Below are 21,803 nucleotides of genomic sequence, written 5' to 3'. Positions count from 1 at the left end.
AGTCTCTCTTAAAAGCTAAGAGAGACATTGAAATAAATGTTATCAAAAACAAATTTTTATCAACTAATGCCCCTTAGAGGATAATACAGAAGTAACAAAAAATGATTATGAAAAAACCTACTACTTTAAGAACGCTGATTTTTGTTTTAGCTCTGCTATTCAATTTTGCCTCCTACTCGCAAAATTGGGTTGCGTTTAATTCAAAGCTTAATTCAAGCTCGAATGAGAACTTATTCTTAAAAGCAAATAATCAGTTTAACAATCAGATTAGTTTAGATAATCCTTCGGATAATGCCTTTGGATTGACGACTACTCCTCCGGCTATTCCGAATCCGATTAAAAAGTATGCGGAGTATCCTTATGCAGGAACCGTATCGACTTGTCCTAACGATGGTTCAGAACTTCCAAAACTTTTCTTGTGCGGAAGCAATGAAACAAGAGAAATTGACACAGGTATAACCAATGCAACTTCTATTGTATGGATGAAACGTACAGGAGGATGTACACCTAATACAAATGGAAACTGTGCCAATACAGCAGACAATTGTACTTGGGCTGATGTTGTTGGAGGGCAGAAATTTATTGCTAGTGCAGCAGGAGAATACAAAGTGGTAATTAAGTATCCAGATGCTTCAGTTTTTACTTTTTACTTCAATGTTTATAAAAATGAAGTAGATCCTACTGGAATTGTGAAAACAAATATTGTTAGAAGCAATGATGGTTCATGTGTTATTCCTGGAAGAATTGTTTCTGGAGGATTCAGCAATTTGTATGAGTATAGTTTTACCACTAACCCTGCGCCTAACACATGGCAGGATAGCAATACTTTTATTACTCCAAATGCCGATACTTATAATGTATTTATTAGACTAAAATCAGCTCCAGATGGATGTGTTTTTAGTGTAAAAAATGTTGTAATTGATAGCAAACCTTTTAGTACTTCATTAACTGCAACGCAACCAGCGTGTGTGAGTAATAATAGCCAAGGTAAAATTAAAGTGACGGCTAATACATTAAACAATGAATATGTTTATACGCTTTACAGATCATCAAATCTTACTACTCCAATAGCTTTTAGTCCACAGAAATCTATTGCTGAACATGAATTTACGGGACTTAGTGCTGGTAACTATACCGTTGTCACTACTGTAAAAAACACAGGAAGCGGTACATGTGAGGTAAAGGATACACAAAGTATAGAAATTAAAGCCGCAAATGCCTTAAACAATACCTCATCTATTAGTAGAACTTTAAAAGTTTGCGAAACAGGAATTATTCAAGGTAATGCAAATGGTGGGGCAGGAACTACTTACCGTTATTTTGTAAGTTATAATGGAGGAGCTTTTACTTTGGTTCCAAATGATAAAGTCATTATAGAAAAAGGAGGTCGTTACATCATGCGTGTTGAAGATTTGAATGGTTGTTCAGCTGAAAAAACATTTGATGTTGCCGATGTTGCTAAGCCTGTATATAACATTACTACAACAACAACTAATACTTGTAACCCAACAGGAACTATTACGGTTACTGTGACCAATAAAAATGGTTATAATACAATTCAGTATAGTAAAAATCTTGGAGCAAACTGGGACAATGGAAATTTAACAACCGGAACAGGAATAACTTATAAAAATCTTGATTCTGGTAGTTATGATATAATGGTTAGATATCGTACAGGTAATAGCGGATCTTACTGTGAGGATGCTTTTACTACAGTAACGATTGGTACAACTACTGCATTAACAGCTTCTGCTGGTGTGGCGGCTTTACCTGGATGTGATCCATATCCAGAGTATGGTATTGTAAGAATTACGAACCCGCAAGGAGGAACTCCACCATACGAATACTTTTTTAATACTGATGCTATTAATGGAGGTGGATGGAACGCAAGTAACGTAGGGTATTTAAAAGAAGGAGGACCATATACGGTAAGCATTCGAGATAAAAACGGCTGTAAGTTTGATATGACAGGTATCCGTATTGATGGGAAACCTTCACCACCAAAAATTGACAAAGGTCCAATTACCTATAATTGTGATGGTACAGCAACACAAACTGTAATTATCAATAATGGAGCGGGTGATTCAAGATATACTTTTCAATATTATATAGACGGAAATCCTAATCCAAATACAGCTCAACCAAACGTATTCTTAAATGTTCCAGAAGGGCAGCATTTTATTACGGTTGATTATAATGTAAAATCGGCTAGTACTTATAGTAACTTATTAGATGAAAGTTTTGGAAGTGGAGAGAATACGACTTCGCCAGGGATCAATACTTTCTACTATTGTTTTGAAAGACAAATACCAGACCGACCAGATACATATTGTAATGGTTCTTATGCCATTAATGATGGTGATTATTCGGTAACAAGTTCTATTAATCAGACAGCTACTTCAGGTTGGAACTGGAGATATCCAGTTGATCATACATCAATTGTAAAAGGAACTAGCGATCCTAAAGGAAGATTCCTTGCTGTTAACATTGGAGATAAAATACCAGTAACTACCATTTTATACGAAAAGCAGATTAACGACGTAATTCCTAACCAGCCTATCATGTTTGAGTTCTATGCAATGAACTTAATGATGCCAGGCAAAGGTAAAGCAGATCCTAATTTGACAATTGCCTTAGTAGATCCAGCAGGTAATGAAATTTCATCGTTCGCAACAGGTTCTATTGCAAGATCATCATCGAATAATGATTGGAAAAAATTTCCACAAACAGCAATCACACTTGATCCAGGAAATTATACTTCATTGCGACTTATTGTCCGTTCAAGTGTACAGGAAGACGAAGGTAACGACGTTGCCATTGATGATATTAAAGTATTTCAAGTTCCAAGAGTGTGTGGGGCACAGTTTAAGTGGGATTTTACTATTACGCCACCACCGCCATTTATTGCACATGTAGAAAACTTAAAAGGAGAAACATGTTTTGGAGCAAAAGATGGCTCTTTCGACATTTTTGCAGAAAACTTTACAGGAGAATTTTATTATTCAATTAATAATGAAGAGCCTTGGAGAAAATCTACAACAGACCGTGTTACAATTGGTCCGTTGGGAGCTGCTACTTATAGCGTAAGAGTGAGAAAAGATCCAACTTCAATGGGTTGTGATTTTGATATTCCTACTACAATAACATCACCTGCTAAACTTAGATTTACAGTGTCTGCAACTACAGCAACTTGTTCACAAAGAGCAGTAGTTACAGCAACTTCAATTGTTGGAGGAACATCTCCGTATAATCTTGTATTGACCAATAAAGCAAATGGCGCTACTAAACCATTTAACCTTGATCCTACAGATTTATTATATAAAGCTACAGATGTTGACCCAGGCAATTATACCGTTACGGCCACAGATAAAAATAGCTGTCCGGCAGATGTAACTGCGGATATAACTGTAAACGGTTCAGATAAGCCAGAGGCAGAAATTCAATCTACTTCTAATTTATGTTTAGGAGGAACAAATGGAGCTTCAATCAACATTTTAATCAAAAAAGGTGTAGGTCCTTTTAGATATAGAGTTAAACGTAATACTGGACAATATGGGGATTACAGCGATCCTTTTACTACATTTACTTTCACACATAATGTTACGACATCTGGAAATTACGAATTTGAAATTTTGGATCTTAGCAGTAGCTGTACAGCAGAAGTAATTAGTCAGCAGATTGATCCTCAGATAGGAGCTAAAACAGCTATTATTAGTGCACTAAGCTGTAAACAAACAGGATCTGAAGCAACGATAGAAGTAACTATCGAAGGAGGTACAGCACCATTTAGCTATGTTGTTAAAAACACTCTAAATCAACAAGTTGATTCAGGAACTACAACAAATCCAGTATTTCAATATTCAACATCTATTGACGACACTTATACTTTTGAGATTACAGATGGTCATAACTGTCCAATATCAATTTCTCGTAAAGTAGATAAGTTAGTAAGACCAACTGCTACAGCTCACCCTCATAACCCAACATGTTTTGGAGGAACAGGTTCTGTTGATCTTGAAGGATTAGAAGGTCTAGCACCGTTCAAATTCGATTTTAACGGATCTGGAACTTTTAAAGATCAAACTAACTATACTGGCTTAACAGGTTCTGCAGCCGGAACTCTTTATACTTATAAAGTTAAAGACGCTAATGATTGCGAAAGATCATACGATTTCAAAATCTTTGAGCCAGCTGAGCTTAAAGGTAAAGCGACTATTGACCCAGTATACAACTGTGACCACCCAGCTACTATTACAGTTTCTGATGTTTCAGGAGGAACAGGTACACGTAAATATACTTTGTTAAGAAACAATGTTGCCGTTGTAGGGCCTCAGGATAGTAATGTCTTTACAGGAATAAATGTAGCAGGCAATTATACAGTAAGAATTACAGATGCTAATTCTTGTTCTGTTGTTGAAAATGCAGGGACTGTAAATGCATTGAATGCTCCTACAGCAATGACAATTACAACTACTACAGCAGCAACATGTCCAGATAATAAAGGAAGTGTTACTATAACAAATGTTAGAAATGCAGCTGGTGTTGCAATAACGGGTACATTAGAATATAGAATAATTGCTCCAATAACAGTTGGACCTAATTCAACAGGTGTATTTAATAATTTGGATGCTAATGTAGAATATACATTTGAAGTAAGAGATGCGAATCAATGTAAAGTTACAGATAAACATACGATAGCACCTCCAGCAACTTTTACAGTTGAAGGAGATCCTGGAACTGTAACTTGTTTTAACGCAACAGATGGTACAGCAACTTTTACAGTTACTGGAATCGCAAGCGGAACTAATTATAGCTACGTTGTAGATTCAAGACCTGTAGCTACAGGAACTTCAACAGGAAGTCCTTTTGAGATTGATGTTACTGGATTAACTGCAGGAAGCCACCGTATTACAGTTACAAATTCAACAACAAATTGTCCTATTATTGAAGATGTAACTGTTGGAGGACCGACAGCTGCATTGAGATTAGATACTCCAGATTTAACACATGTTACTTGTAAAGTAAAAGGAACGGCAACAATTCATGCACTTGACGGTTCTGGATCATATACTTATACAGTAACACCAACGTCACCAGCAGGTGCGGCAAAAGTTCAGGTAAACGATAATATATTTGTTGGTTTGAACGCTGGAGAATACAGCGTTTCGGTTACAGATTTAACAGGCTGTAGAGTTACAGGACAAACATTTACTATTAATGCTTCAGTAAATCCTGACGCAGAAATAAGTGTGACATCAACTTACTGTGCAGGAGGTGCTGGTGCAACATTAATTGCAACGCCGAAAAGTGCTCCAAAACCAAACCCTAATTATGAATATAAGCTTAATAGCGGAAATTATCAGCCATCTGGTACATTCACAGGATTAACTCCAGGAAAATATACTATTACAGTTAGAGATATTGTAACAGGTTGTACAGCTGAATTAGCAGAAGAAACAATTGAAACGCCATTAAGCGCTAGTGCAAAGATTGATGCCGATTTAACTTGTGATCCAACTAGCCCAGAAGCTATCATTGGAGTTACAATTCAAGGTGGATATCCAGATTATACCTATTTAGTAAATACAACAGGGGCACCTTTCACAGGAACACCAATTGCTGTAGGTACAGGTTTAACTAAATTTACAGTACCTCGTTTAGCAGGAACTTATTATTTTGAGATTACAGATAATAAAGGTTGTAAAGTAGTGGTTTCTCAAACTGTAAACACGACTACAAAACCAGACTTTAGTACACAATTAAGTCATGTATTATGTAAAGGAGAAGAAACAGGTAGTATTACAGTAAATGCAACACCTGCGGGTTCATATACTTATGAAGTGACACGAATTACTCCATCAGGTACGAAAATTTCTCAATCAACAAATTTATTTCAAAATTTAGGAGCAGGAATTTATAGCGTTGTTGTTATAGATGCTAAAAAATGTGCTTCAGATGCTAAACAGGTTACAATTAATGAACCATTAGTTGGTCTAACAGCAACTGCAGATGTTGATGTTAAATTAACTTGTGATGCTTCAAATAATGCAATTAAAGCAACGATAAAAGTTACTGCATCAGGTGGAACTCCATATCCAGCACCAAATCTTTATAGATATAGCTATAATGGATTAGCACCAGTTATTTCAGATACTTATTCAACAACAGCTTCAGGTAATGTAAGCGTAAAAGTATTTGATGCTAACAACTGTGAAGTTGAAGTAACAGGAGGCGTAACGATTGATGCTTTAAACCCTCCAACAGCAATTGCTTTTGCTCCGCCAGCAGCAATTACTTGTGAGACAGGACACGATAAAACAAGTCTAACTTTAACAGTAACAAATGGTGTATTGCCATTTACATACGAAATTACGACTCCAACAGCTACTGTTGTGACAAACGTAAGTTCAAATTCTCATACATTTACAGGATTAGCTCCAGGTCATTATTACTTTAAAGTTACAGATGCAAACAAATGTACAGTAACAGATGATTTTGAAATTTTAGATGTTGTAAAAATCCAAGCTACAGGATCAATTGCAAGCAATGTAACTTGTAACGGATTAAGCAATGGTTCTATTAGTTTTACAGTTTCTGGAAATAAAACTGGAGGATATTCTACTAAATTAGTTGGAAGTATTTCTAATGAAATTTTATCAACTCCTAGTATAACACCTAGTCCATCAAATCCAGCAAATGATGTTGTGACTTATACTGGATTAAAAGGTGGTGAAAAATATACTTTTACAGTAACAAATTCAGTAACAAAATGTGTCGCTACAAGCGAAGTAACTCTTGCAGATCCAGTTTTGGTACAAATTACAAATGTTTCTGGAACAAAAGTTTTCTGTGCGCCAAATGTTAAAACAACGATTGTAGTTACTGCTACAGGAGGAAAAGCGCCTTTAAAATATGCAGTAGTTAAAACTGGAGTTACTCCAGCTGCAACAGATTTTGTAGAGGGTAATACTTTTATAAAAGATACAAGTCTAGGCGGTTTAGATTATGATGTTTATGTACAAGATGGCAACAGCTGTCCAGCATCAACTGCAATTTCTATTACAAGAAATGATTCGCCGACAATTGATCCAATAACAGCCCCTCTTTGTTATGCAGGCGCTGCATTCAATGTTACAATTACAGGATCAGTTTATGTAGGTTCAACAACAAAACTTTACGGATTAGATGGTGTTTACAACACGAATCCTGTAAAATCAATTTCAGGACCTGGAACTTATGAATTAGGAATTAAAGATGATAATGGTTGTGAAACTACAACTACTATTAACGTTAATGACCAATTAAAATTAGAAACTACATTTGATAAAGACATAACATGTAGTGCCCCACAAGCATCTCAAATTACTCTGAAGCCTAGTGGTGGAAATGGTTCTTACACTTACGAATATAGACTAGCACCAAGCCCAACATTTGTGAGCATGCCTTCAAATGTATTTAATACAACTGGACAAGGCGACTATTACTTTAAAGTTTCATCAGCTGGATGTTCTGTTGAAACTACAGTTCCAGTAAAAGTTTCAGATCCACAAAAACCTACCGCATCAGCGATTAGTACAAATCCAAAATGTAATAATAGTCCAGATGGTACAATTACTGTTACTGGAAGCGGAGGTATACCAGGTTATCAATATCGTATTAATGGAGGAGCATGGCAAAATTCAGCAGTATTTACTGATCTTGCAGCAGCAGTTGCTCCAGGTACTGTTTATAGCTACGAAGTTATTGATATGAAAGGATGTATTAGTGATCCAATAAATATTACTTTGGTACAGCCTAATCCGATTGTCGTTGACAGAACTATTCAAGGTATTACTTGTAATGCTTCAAATGGAGTATCACTTGGGTCTATAACAATTGATGAAGTTACTGGTGGTACTGGACCATATGATTACTATGTAACTGGAAAAAATTATTATAAAGAGTTTAAAAATGTACCGGGTACATCTCAAGTTTTTGAGATTGTTGATTTCGGTTTATATGAAGTTAGAATTGTAGATTCTAATAATTGTCCTTATATTGAAGAGGTTACTATAACTTCTCCACCAGATGATTTAGATATTACGGTTAATGCTCCACCAATTGCAAATTGTTCTGCTTTAGGTTCTGCAACTGTATCAGTAGGAAGTAAAACATCAATTCCTGTTGGAAATGGACCATTTTACTTTAGTTATTACACAGGAGTACCACCTGTATACCCAACTACTGGAACTTGGTATCCAGAAACTACTCCATTACAAGCAGAAATTCTAAACTTAATTCCTGGTGTTAGATATACATTTATTGTCTATGATAGCAAATCAGGATGTTACTATTATGAGATTGCTGACTTGCCTATTCCATCAAATTCAACACTTGATGTTGGAGCGCCAACAGGACAAAATGTTACTTGTACAGGAAGCGCAGATGGTAAAGTTAGTTTTGTAGTTACTAGTAATTACGGAGTAGATACGCCGATAACATATCAAGTATACGATGCATTATCATTAGCTCCTCTGCCAATTAACGGTTCAGGAACTGTTCCTGCAAACGGTACTTTAACAATTGATGGTTTTGGAGCAATGGCTCATGGAGATTATTTTGTATTAGTTACAGAGGCTCCAGGTGCTACAAGCGCAGGATGTAGTAAATCTACGGCAATGTTTTCTATCAGACAATCAGCAGTTATACTAGATCTTGATTACGAAATAGTACAAAATGATAATTGTAAAACAGAAGCAGGTATTATTAAAGTAACAGGTAAAGATGGAGCTGGATCATACCGTTATATGGTAACAACAACTCCAGGAACTCCATTGGCAACAGATTCAGCTTGGACAACGACGCCAACTTTTAATAGAGATTCAGGAAATTACTATGCTTGGGTAAAAGATCAATACGGATGTATAAAAGGAAGTCCTGTCTTTTTATTGCCTTTAGATCCAGATCCAATAATTGATTTGAAAGTAGCAGATTTATGTGCTATTGAAGGTAACTATCAGATTGATGTTGATTTGACTAATACGGCGACAGCTGTTGGTCCTTTTTATATCAGTGTAAATAATAATACTGGTTATGCTTTAGTTACTAGCTTCCCTCATCATGTTTCAGGACTTGTGTCAGGAAAATATGATATTTATGTTAAAGATAAAAATGGTTGTGAGGTAAGCCAAACTATCAATATTACACCAACTCCAAAAGCGAAAGCAGAAGTTACAACCGATCTAGTATGTGATGCTAGTGGAGCGGTAGGTCCAAACGCTGTTATTACAGTTACTATTACTAGTGGTACAGGTACACCTAATTTTACTTATGCTGTTAAAAAAGGCACGGGAGCATTTGGTGGTGATAATGCAATTTTACCAGCAGGTTCAAGAACTTTCACTTATCCAGTTGCAGCAGGTGATGCAGATACTTATGTATTCTTAATTAAAGACGCAAATGGATGTGAGATAGAAACGACTCCTGTAGCTGTTGATCCGATTGTACCAATCGTTCCAACATCTACTCCGACTCAGCCATTATGTTTTGGAGGAACGGGAACTATTTTACTGTCTGCAACAGGTGGTAAAGGTACTTATGAGTATACATTAATAAGAACGGCACCAACTGCAGGAACTTTAATAACGCAATCAGTTCCATTGTTTGAGAATTTAATTGCAGGTGATTACGATTATACAATTAAAGATGAGTTGGGCTGTATCGTTACAGGTACTCAAACTTTGGGTCAGCCAGACGAATTAATACTTGATACACCAACAATTGATCAGCCAGAATGTGGTGCAAATAATGCTCCGCAAAAAGCAAAAATTGTTTTAGCGGCACACGGTGGTACTGGTGCTTATGAATATAGTTTTAATGGTAGTGATTTCAGTGCAGATACTAACACTTTCTATGTTGATCAAAACGGAGCAAGTCAAACCATTCCGTACGCAATTAGAGACGAAAATGGTTGTCCAAAAACAGATAATGTAACTATCTTATGGTTAGATCCTCCAACAAAATTTGATTTTGATCAGCCAGATCCAATTACTTGTATTAGAGCAACTACTAGTGTAGAAATTAGAAACGTTATTGGCGGTATTGCACCTTTGACATACCAAATAGTTTCAGCAACTGGTACAGTAATTACAGATAATAATACTAATCCAGTATTTACAAGTCTGTTGCCTGGAGATTATATTTTTCAAGTTACAGACGCAAATAAATGTATCAAACAATTAAAGTATACTGTTAAAGATGTTATTAAAATTGACATTACTGAGCAGTCTATAACACATATTACTTGTTTAGGTGCAGGAGACGGAAAAGCTAGTTTCTTAGTAACAAGTTTTGCGACTAGTTATGATTATGTATTAGATACAGACGGACCAGTAACAATGACAACTGGAACAATCGATTTAACAGGATTGGCTCCAGGACCTCATAAAATTACGGTTACGGATAATGAAACAGGTTGTCCAAAAGATATTAATTTTGATATTAATACAATTACAACAGCATTAGACTTTACAATGGATGTTACGCCACTAGGCTGTGAAACTACAGGTGCAGTAACAGTAACAGCAACAGATGGATGGGGAAGTTATACGTATACCGTTACCGAACCAGCACCAGCAAGCACTGTTTTACCATCAAATACAAATGGAGTTTTTGCAGGACTTACTAAAGTGGGAACTTATATTGTTACGGTAAAAGATGCAAATGGTTGTGTTGATACGGATACGTTCGTACTAACAACACCAATTGAACCAGTTGCTTCAATCGATGCTACTTCAGTTTATTGTTATACAGGTTCAGGTGTTGGGCAAGGTGCAACAATTGTGGTTAACGCAACTACACCAGGTACACCAGCATACACTCCAGTTTACCAGTATAGCATTAATAATGGTGCATCATGGCACGGAAATACATTTACAGATCTAGCACCAGGTAAATATGAAGTTACTGTGAAAGATCAGTATGGTTGCCAAGCAGTGACTTCTGTTCCAGTTGAAATTAAAGGACAAATTTTCGCTTCTGCGAAAAGAGAGACTGAAATTTTCTGTGGACCAGTAGACGGATTAATTAAATTAGAAGTTGTTGGTGGTTATGCGCCATTCAGCTATACAGTTACGAAGGATGGAATTTTAGATCCAACAGTATTTACATTCGTAGGTAATTCAACTACAGCAGATTATGTTGTAGCTGGTACAGGAGGTAATGTTGATTATAAATTTAATATTACAGATGCACATTCATGTCCTGTATCAACGAATGTTGTTCACATGAGTAATCCTACGATTATTACTTTTGATTCAAAACCGATTTCTCCAAGTTGTACTGCTGCACAAGGAAACGGATCAGATGGACAAATTTTAGTAGAACTTACAGGCGCGGCGCTTGCAGATACGCAGGAATACACTTTCACGTTAACTCCACCAGTTGGATTGCCACGTACACAAACTAACGGCTTATTTACAGGTTTAGAAGCGGGAACTTATAGTGTAACAGTTTCGTCAGCTAGGTCATGTCCAGTAACGCAAAACAATATTATTATTGATGTTCCTGCAGCAGTAGTTGCAGAGGCAAAAGCAGCAGATTTTGCTTGTACTCCTGCAAATGTGATTAAACAGACAATTGTAACAGTTACAGGTAATCACGGTGCGGGTGTTGAACCAATTACTAATTTCACATATAGTAATAATGGAACAAATTGGTACAAGACAAATGAATTTAAGGTTGATAATAAATCGACAGTTCAGCATTTAACATATTATGTTAAAGATTTAAAAGGTTGTATTTCTTCAGATGTTATCGATATTGATCCATTCCCAGAATTAATTTCTGCGACTCCTAAAACAGCAATCTCAGCTGATTGTAAAAATGGAGGATTGGAAACAATTACTGTGGATATCGATGGAGGACAAATGCCATACCATTTCGAATATCAAGTTTCTAAAGATGGAAACCCTTATGGTACTGCTACAGCTGTTACAGGGACAAATACATTCGATTATGTTGCAACAGATGCAGGTCATAAGTATCAGTTTAAAATAACAGATGTGAACACAGGTTGTACTGTTATTTCAAGCGCTTACGATGTGAAATTATACAACATAATGACGGTTACGGCAACTGCTTCAAAAATGGCAAGCTGTAACACATTTAATGATGGTACAATTACAATCAATATTGATAAATACACAGGATTATACGATTATAGAGTTCTTCTGCCAGGAAACCCAGTCGCTGTTTTAACAGGAACGAACATCAATGCAGGAACAAACAATCCTTATGTTATCACAGGATTAGCGGCTGGAATAGATTATACAGTAGAGGTAACTCAAAATGCTTACCCAGAATGTACCGTTACATCTAACCCTGTTACAATTACAGAGCCTAGCCCAGTAAATATTAGTGGAATAGTTATAACAGTTAAAAACCAAAACTGTCATACCCAAGAAGCTACTATAACTGTTGATCCAGCAAGTATTTCTGGAGGTACAGGAACATACATGTATGCATTTGTACCAGCAGGAGCAACTCCAGTTGATTCTGATTACCAAGCATCAAATATTAAAACGTTTGCTACCAATAAAATAGCACCGTTATTTGATTCTTATGATGTTTATGTAAGAGATGCTAACCTATGTGACAGATTCCAGAATGTACACATTTCATTGGATCCAATGCCAGTGATTAATAATGTAACTGTGGCAGACCAATGTCCAAGTACAACAGGATATAGAATAGATGTTGATGCGACAGGATTGGCGAAACTACAGTATCGTTTAGATAATGGAGAGTACCAAGACAATAATTACTTTATCGTAAAAGATCCAGGAGATTATACAGTTTGGGTATGGGATAAAAACCAATGTCCAGTTAAATGGAATACGACGGTAACAGTTCTAAAACCATTAACATTAGAAGGAGAAGTAACTGTATATCCAACATGTAATACAGCTACAGGAACAGTTAAATTAACTGCTGGAGGAGGAACTGTAACAACACCAAGTAGTTATATTTACTCAATTGACGGTTGGGCTACAGATCAGACTTTCAACGAATTTGCGAATTTAGCTCCTGGAAAATATACTTTTAGCGTTAAAGATATTGTAACAAACTGTACAAATGATGTTGAAGTGAAAATTGCTACTGCTGTAGACGTTATAGGAGTGACTTTAAAAGCGAGACCTGTTTCTTGTAATAGTTATTCTAATGGAGGTGTTTCTGTTACATTAGCAGCTTCAAATATAGATATGCCATATACTTACAGTATATCTGGGCCTGCTTCTAATCCTACTGTAAATATTGTAAATAGTGCTTCTTCTGACTTTAATGATTTACCAGCAGGTTTATATACTGTTACTGTAAAATCAGGCAGAGGATGCGTATCTGCTCTTCAAACTGTGGAGGTAACACAACCAGATCCAATTGAAGTAAATGCAAGTTTTACAGAATATGCTTGTACAACAGGTACCAACGATACTAATAATGCTACAATTACTGTTAACTCAGTAACTGGAGGTTCAGGTAAATATGTGAGATATGAATTTAGAAGAGATGGAATTTTAGTTTACGACGGACCATCAACTACCTATACTGAAAAAGACCATTTAGGAGGAACCTATATCATAACTGCTTTTGATGATAAAGATTGCCAAGGAGACAACACAAGTCCAATTGAGGTTAGATCTTTTGCAACTTTATTAGGCATGGATTTCACTGTAACGCCAATTACATGTGTTACAGGAGAAACTATTCAGACTGTTGTTGACGTAAAAGGAACTTTAACAACTCAGTTACGTTACACATTAACAGGAACTGGAGATACAGTTATTACACCTGAAGTAAATAATACTGGATTATTCCAAAATCTAGCAATTGGTACTTATTTAGTAACGGTATTAAATCCAGCAACGGGTTGTACAATTTCTCAGAATCACTTAGTTCTAGATCCAAATGCATTTGCATTCAAAATTGATGCGACAAGAACAGATATCTGTTTCGGACAAGCTGACGGAAGCGTTGTGTTGACTCTTGTAGATAATCGTCCTTACCCGACTGATAGAGCGGGAGAATTTAGATACACCGTTACAGGTCCAGTTCCAAGTTCAGGAAATTCAACAGGTACGACTCTTGCATTAAACGGATTAAGACCTGGTAGATATGAAGTTGCGGCTAGATTAATTAATAGTCCAGAGTGTGATGTTCGTACAACTTTTGACATTGCCGCGCCATCAACAGCGTTAACAATGAATGTAGCAGTAGGACGTATTACATGTGCTGCTGGAAGCAATGACGGTAGTCTAGATGTTTCTGCAGAAGGAGGTTGGCCAGGAACATACCAATATAAATTGGATGGTCCAGTGAGTTATGGATACTCTGCTGAAGGTCACTTTGCGAACTTGACACCGGGACGTTACACCATATCGGTTAAAGATAGCAACGAGTGTGAGATAACTGATATTAGAGATTTTGATGTTCCAGGACCTATAGTGTTCACGGCTGCAGCAACTAGTACAGTACTGTCTTGTTATGGAGATGACAGTGGAGTGATAACAGTTAGTGCTCCAACAGGAGGCGAAGGTGCAAACTATGTTTACAGTTTAAATTACACAACTCCAGAAGGCGATGCTAGTGTATTAGGTCCGCAAGATTCTAATGTATTTACAGGATTGCGTGCAGGAACATACACGGTAACAGTTACAGACGGATTTAGCTGTGAGGCTACATCTCCAACAACTATTACATTGACAAATCCTTTAGTAATAGAACCAATTTTATCTCTTACAACAGGAGTTAAATGTACGACAGATGCTACTGTTACATTATCTGCAACAGGAGGAACAGGCCCTTATACTTATAGTGAAGATGGCACTAACTACTCAGCACCTTTTAATAGTACAGTAACTTTCCCTGTTACACTTGGATTGCATAAATACTATGTTCAAGATAATTTAGGATGTGTTAAGATTTCTAATGAATTAAACATTGAACCACTTACTCCTTTAGATATCGAATTAGATTCTAGAAATGCAGTGGTAAACTGTAAAGGAGACAGCAGTGCAATTATTAATGCAGTTGCTAAAGGAGGATTAGGAGATTATCAATATTCATTGTTAGATAGTACTCATGCAGAAGTTAGACCAGCACAAGCTGATGGAATTTTCTTAGACTTGCCAGCAGGATCGTATATTGTTCGTGTAGTAAGTGGAGATTGCGAAAAAGAAGTTGCAGTAACAGTAACAGAGGCAGCGGTTAAATTAACATCTTCTTATGAAGCAGAACCAATTAAATGTTTTGGAGAGAAGACAGGTAAAATTGTTATGACAGCTTCTGGAGGAACAGGCGCAATTAAATTTGCAATATCTCCTTTCTTAGCGCAGTTTGTAGACAGCGGAACATTCGAAAGATTAGAAGCTGGTACATATACAGTAATTGTTCAAGATGTTTTAGGATGTACTGAAATTCATAATATTGAAATCACGCAACCTCAAATCTTAATTGCTAATGAAATTCCAAATTCAATGATCCCTGAAATTTGTAAAGGGGATAATAATGGAGGATTTAGTATTCAAGTGAGAGGTGGAACGGCTCCATATTATGAAAGTCTTGACAACTCCAAAGGGGTGTTCAATCTAATTACTGGAAATGAGAAGGATTATACAGGTCTAACAGGTGGAAAACATACTGTATTTATTCAAGACGCCAACGGTTGTATTACTGAAGTTGAAGTTAACATGCCAGAACCAGTAGTTCTTAACCCAACTGTTGAAGTATTATACGACTGTGTGAACAATGCTCAGGCAAATATGGTAATTGTAAAAGTTGATGATTCTAATAGTCCAACAGATGTAGATTACTCACTTGATGGAGGAGATTTCGTGCCAAGTAATATTTTTACAAATGTTGCACCAGGAAGACACACAATCACAGCAAGACATTCTAACGACTGTAGAAAAGATACGGACACTTTTGAAATTGATGCAGTTGCAGAAGTAGGTCTAATAGATCTTACAAACCAAAGCAAAGACATCAATACAATTGTAGTACAAGGTACAGGAGGTGTTGCTCCTTACGAGTACAGTTTCAACGGTGAACCATTTACATCATCTAACAGTTATAGAATTTATAAAACCGATAATTATAGTGTTGTCGTGAGAGATAAAAACGGTTGTATTTTTGAAACAAAAGTTCCAGGTACATTCTATGACTTCTGTATGCCAAACTACTTTACGCCAAATGGTGCTACAAACACTACAATTGGTCCAGATTGTGGAGCATTAGCATACAAAGAGCTTACGTTCGATATTTACGATAGATACGGTAGAGTAGTAGCGAAATATCGTGTAGGTGGAAAATGGGATGGTAGATACCACGGAAGTGAATTGCCAACAGGTGACTACTGGTACGTTCTTAAACTAAATGATCCGAAAGATCCGAGAGAATTTGTTGGACATTTCACATTATACAGATAACAAAATTATAGCCCCAATGATGTTGTCTAAAAAAATTATTACAATGAAAAAGTTTATTTTATCCTTAGTACTCATGGCTGTAACAACAAGTTACAGCCAAGAGTTAAACCTACCAGTGTTTACCCAGTATTTAGCTGATAACCCTTTTATTCTTTCCCCTGCTTATGCTGGTATTGGAGATAACCTCCGTATTAGAGCCAATGGTTTAACGCAGTGGGTCGGAATTAAAGATGCGCCAGATAACCAATCATTGTATGCAGATTTTCGTGTTCTTGATCGTTCGGGAGTTGGATTGTCATTGTATAATGATAGTAACGGAAATACAAGACAGACAGGAGCCAAAATCTCTTTTGCTCACCACTTGATCTTAGATTATCGTACAGAACAATATTTATCTTTTGGTATCTCGTACAACTTTAATAGTTTCCGAATTGAGACTGGAAACTTTAATGATGGAAGTAATGGAAATCCGCCAATTGGAGGACAGCAGCCAACAGATAACCGTTATAGCGCTAATAATAACTTTGATGTTAGTGCTTTGTATCGTAACAGAGGCTTTTACTTTAGTTTTAATGCGAACAACGTATTGAAAAAGAATATCAGTTTGGAAAGAGTAAACGAACCAGATCTTTTATCCAACTTTCAGGTCTATTCAGGTTTCACGTTTAAAGACGGTGAAAATAGACGTATCGAATACGAACCATCTGTTTTCTTACAGTACTTTGCAAGTGACCAGCGTTCTACAACCGATTTTAACTTCAAATACAGACGTTATAACCGTTACGAGGATTACTATTGGATTGGAGTTTCTTACCGTTTCTTAAACGACCAGTTCCCAAAACCTTTGGCAATGGGGCCAATGGCTGGTTTTATGAAATCTAAATTCTATTTTGCATACTCTTATCAGCTTATGTTTAATGGTCTTGGATCTTATAATTCAGGAACACACTCCATCACAATCGGATTCGACTTCTTGCAATCAATCAGTAACTGTCCTTGTACGCAAAGTCCAGTTCACGATTAAACAAGCTTTTTTTATCATTTTTGAGAATTAATTTGTTTGTTTTCATAATTTACAACGTTTTCGTTTTTATTGCTCGATTATTTTTGCTTTTTTGAAATTTAGACTACTGTAAAAGTTCTATATTTGTTATTCTTTCAAAAAATTAAAAAATTTAGCAGATGAAAACTTTAAACGATTTCGATTTTAAAAATAAAAAAGCAATTATCCGTGTTGACTTCAACGTGCCATTGGATGAAAATTTTAATGTAACAGATACTACACGTATTGAAGCAGCAAAGCCGACTATTGATGCTATTTTAGCACAAGGCGGAAGTGTGATTTTAATGTCTCACTTAGGAAGACCAAAAGGAGCAGAAGAGAAATACTCTCTAAAACATATCTTAAAAACAGCTTCTGATATTTTAGGAGTTCAAGTAAAATTTGCTGAAAATTGCGTTGGAGAACCAGCTCAAACTGTAGCAAAAGATTTAAAACCAGGCGAAGTTCTTTTATTAGAAAATTTACGTTTTCATGCTGAAGAAGAAGCTGGAGATGTAGCTTTCGCTAAAGAATTAGCTTCTCTTGGAGATATTTATGTAAACGATGCATTTGGTACAGCTCACAGAGCGCACGCATCTACTACAATTATTGCACAATTTTTTCCAAACGATAAAACTTTCGGAACATTATTGGCAAAAGAAATTGACAGTTTAAATAAAGTTCTTAAAAACAGTGAAAAACCTGTAACAGCAGTTCTTGGAGGATCTAAAGTTTCTTCTAAAATCACCGTTATCGAAAATATCTTAGATAAAGTAGATCACATGATTATTGGAGGTGGAATGACTTTTACTTTCATTAAAGCGCAAGGCGGAAAAATCGGTGAGTCTATCTGCGAAGATGACAAATTAGATTTAGCTCTTGAGATTTTAAGATTAGCTAAAGAAAAAAATGTTCAGGTTCATATTCCTGTTGATGTTATTGCTGCAGACGATTTCTCAAATACTGCTAATACTCAGGTTGTAGACGTAACTGCAATTCCTGACGGATGGCAAGGTTTAGATGCAGGTCCAAAATCTTTAGAGAACTTTAAAAAAGTAATTTTAGGTTCAAAAACGATTCTTTGGAATGGTCCATTAGGAGTTTTCGAAATGGAAACTTTCTCTAAAGGAACAATCGCATTAGGAGATTATATCGCAGAAGCTACAGAAAATGGAGCATTTTCATTAGTAGGTGGTGGAGATTCTGTTGCAGCAGTAAAACAGTTCGGATTTGAAGACAAAATGAGCTACGTTTCCACTGGTGGCGGGGCAATGCTTGAAATGTTAGAAGGAAGAGTTTTACCTGGAATTGCAGCGATTTTAGACTAAAATATCACAATTAACATTTTTTTAAACACTTTTCTTCAATAAAGGGCTTAGATTTGCAAAAATACAACTCTTGTAATTGTTTGAATTACAGAATTTTAAAAAAATGTTATATGATTGTAAAGAAAATATCCTTAGTGGTGACCGCTTTGTTTTCTATGTCGATGTTCGCGCAGGAATCTGCAGAGTTCTCGAAAGAAATAAAGCAAGACATTAAGTTGTCGTATTTAGATTCTATTAAAAGCACATTCAAAAAAGATCATTTAGCTTCAAAAGTTGACAGTCTTTGGATGAACGAATTAGTAAGTCTAGATATTTATGATGATCTGACCAAAGACATTCAAACCATTAACAAGGACGTTACTGTTGATGAAGAACTTCCAACCGAATTGCTAAAACAGCGTTTGGCGGCGATGAATCAGAAATCACCTTTTGAGATAGAATACAATCAAGGATTAGAAAATGTAATAAAGTCATTTCTTAAGAATCGTAAAAAATCGTTTTCTCGATTAATGGCTTTATCAGAATATTATTTCCCAATATTCGAGGATGCTTTTGCCAAACAAAACGTCCCTTTGGAAATAAAATATTTAGCCGTTGTAGAATCTGCTTTAAATCCTAAAGCAGTTTCTAAAATGGGCGCCACGGGTCTTTGGCAGTTTATGTACGGAACCGGAAAACAATACGCTTTAAAAATCGATTCTTATATCGACGAAAGAAGTGATCCTCTTAAAGCTACAGCCGCAGCTTCAGAATACATGAGCAAAATGTTCAATATTTTTGGCGACTGGGAACTGGTTTTAGCTTCTTACAACTCAGGTCCAGGAAATGTTACCAAAGCGATTCGTCGTTCTGGCGGAAAAACAAAATACTGGGACATCAGAAATTATCTTCCAAAAGAAACTCAAGGTTACGTTCCAGCTTTTTTAGCAACAATGTATCTTTTTGAATATCATAAAGAGCACGGAATTAACCCAGTAAGAGCGGTTGTGAAAAACTTTGAAACCGATACAGTTTGTGTAAAAAATCAAATGTCTTTCAAACAGATTGCTGATTTGTTAGACATGCCACAATCACAAATAAAACTTTTAAATCCTTCTTATAAAAGAGAAGTTGTGCCTTTCTATCAAGGAGAGCAGCATTTTATTAGACTTCCAAAAGACAAAGTAGCGACATTCGTTTCAAACGAAGAGCAGATTTATGCTTACGTTAATTATGATACAAATTTCAGATCTACTTCATCTAGATTAGCAGTTAAATATGCTCCAAAAGCGAAAGTGGCTAAACCTGCTGTTGCAAAACCTGCAACAATTGATAATGGCGATTTCGAATTTTATAAAGTTAGAAAAGGAGACAATTTAGGAGCAATTGCTGCAAAGTATGATGTAAGCATTAGCGAAATTAAAAAATGGAATAATCTAAAAACAAATGCTGTAGCAATAGGCAGAAGTTTAAAGATAAAATCTGATGAACCTTCGACTATTAAAGCAAATGCAGCTATAGACAAAAAAGAAGAAGCAATCGCATCTGCTGATGATAAAGATAAGCCAACAGCTGTTGACATGGACTATGTTGTAGTAGCTGGAGACAATTTAGGAAGCATTGCAAAGAAATTCGGTACGACTATTGCGGAGTTAAAAGAACTTAACAATTTAACTTCAAATAACATTGGTTTAGGAAAAACATTGATTATTTCTAAAGCAGCGATAGTTATAGAAGAGCCAACTTCAACAGCAATTGCATCAAACTCGGTTGATTCATTCAAGAAAAAAGCGGCTTCTAAAAACGTTAGTGAAGATTATTACGTTAAAAAAGGAGATTCTTTATACAGCATTTCTAAAAAATATCCTGGAGTAACAATTTCAGATATTAAAAAATGGAATGGCATTAAAGATGAAGATATTAAACCGGGAATGAAACTTAAAATAAACGGATAATAGAATAATCTTATTAAATTTGGGTTTTATTTCATAAATTAAAAAAATGAATAAAACCCATTTTTTATTGCTATTAGTCCCATTTTTTCTGACTTCTTGTTTCAAAAGCGAAAAGCAAAGCGAAACTGTTTCAGGAAAAACCAATACCATTTCGGTCATTGTTGACGACCAGTTGTGGTATGGAGAAGTAGGTGATAGCATCAGAAATAAATTTGCCTCACCAGTTCTTGGACTTACCCAAGAAGAACCGCTTTTTACCATAAATCAGTACCCTGCCAGATTGCTTGAAGGTTTTGTGACCGATAGTAGAAGCATTATTGTGGTTAAAAAAGCCGCCACAGAAAAGTTCGAAATCATTCGAAGCAAAACATTACCACACAATACTTTTCGCATTTACGGCAAATCTGTAGACGATATTACCTGCAGTCTAGAATTGAATGCCCCGCAAATAATAAAAATTATTCGTGATGCCGAAATTCAGAAAATTCAGGAAGATAATAGTGCTTCATTGCTAAATAAAGCCATTATCAAAAACAAATTCCACATCAATATTCAGATTCCAACAGGATACGAATATATGCTTCACAAAAAGAAATTTATCTGGCTCAAAAAAGAAATTATAAGCGGTAATACCAGTTTATTAATTTACCAGATTCCACTTCGCAATTTCAAAAAGAAAAAAGATGTAGTAAATGCCATCGTAAAAATGCGCGACTCAATCGGTAAATACATTCAAGGGCGAGAACCCAATACACAAATGATTACCAGCGAAGCTTACGCACCCTATTTCTCGAAAGTAATGTTGGACAATAAAAACGCATTCGAAACCAAAGGAACTTGGGAATTGAAAAACGATTTTATGACGGGTCCATTTATCAATTACTCCATAATAGACGAAAACTTTAATCGCGTTTTAGTAATAGAAGGATTCTCCTATTCCCCTTCACACCAAGAACGCGATTTAATGCTAAACCTCGAAGCAATTATAAAAACAGTAAAAATCGACAAGAGATAGTTTTTTGTTTCAGGTTTCATG

At 35.9% G+C, this 21,803-nt stretch carries 5 protein-coding genes; all 5 read left to right on the top strand.

The genetic code is table 11. The features are described 5' to 3' along the window. Positions 1 to 107: 107 nt before the first annotated feature. Positions 108 to 16,463, top strand: coding sequence for a T9SS type B sorting domain-containing protein (locus tag Q9Q97_RS02110; protein ID WP_306153951.1), 16,356 nt, complete (start codon positions 108 to 110; stop codon positions 16,461 to 16,463). A gap of 43 nt (positions 16,464 to 16,506) precedes the next feature. Further along, positions 16,507 to 17,487: a type IX secretion system membrane protein PorP/SprF gene (locus tag Q9Q97_RS02105; RefSeq protein ID WP_306153950.1), complete on the top strand. Its 981-nt coding sequence runs from the start codon at positions 16,507 to 16,509 to the stop codon at positions 17,485 to 17,487. A 158-nt stretch (positions 17,488 to 17,645) separates the two neighbouring features. Continuing rightward, the gene (pgk, locus tag Q9Q97_RS02100) at positions 17,646 to 18,833 is read left to right on the top strand and encodes a phosphoglycerate kinase (RefSeq protein WP_306153949.1); all 1,188 of its coding nucleotides are present in this window, start codon (positions 17,646 to 17,648) and stop codon (positions 18,831 to 18,833) included. A gap of 110 nt (positions 18,834 to 18,943) precedes the next feature. Beyond that, the gene (locus Q9Q97_RS02095) at positions 18,944 to 20,767 is read left to right on the top strand and encodes a LysM peptidoglycan-binding domain-containing protein (RefSeq protein ID WP_306153948.1); all 1,824 of its coding nucleotides are present in this window, start codon (positions 18,944 to 18,946) and stop codon (positions 20,765 to 20,767) included. A gap of 46 nt (positions 20,768 to 20,813) precedes the next feature. Next, entirely contained in the window at positions 20,814 to 21,782 is a 969-nt protein-coding gene (locus Q9Q97_RS02090; protein ID WP_306153947.1) for a DUF4837 family protein, read from the top strand. The last annotated feature ends 21 nt before the right edge of the window (positions 21,783 to 21,803 follow it).

Origin of the sequence: Flavobacterium sp. DG2-3 (genome assembly GCF_030730925.1) — a bacterium.
Lineage (GTDB): Bacteria > Bacteroidota > Bacteroidia > Flavobacteriales > Flavobacteriaceae > Flavobacterium.
This window is presented reverse-complemented; position numbering and strand designations above follow the sequence as displayed.

Bases quoted from the DNA above. Each gene is read 5' to 3' on its own strand.
- pgk (WP_306153949.1), top strand. From the start codon at position 17,646: ATGAAAACTTTAAACGATTTCGATTTTAAAAATAAAAAAGCAATTATC.
- Q9Q97_RS02095 (WP_306153948.1), top strand. From the start codon at position 18,944: ATGATTGTAAAGAAAATATCCTTAGTGGTGACCGCTTTGTTTTCTATG.
- Q9Q97_RS02105 (WP_306153950.1), top strand. From the start codon at position 16,507: ATGAAAAAGTTTATTTTATCCTTAGTACTCATGGCTGTAACAACAAGT.
- Q9Q97_RS02110 (WP_306153951.1), top strand. From the start codon at position 108: ATGAAAAAACCTACTACTTTAAGAACGCTGATTTTTGTTTTAGCTCTG.
- Q9Q97_RS02090 (WP_306153947.1), top strand. From the start codon at position 20,814: ATGAATAAAACCCATTTTTTATTGCTATTAGTCCCATTTTTTCTGACT.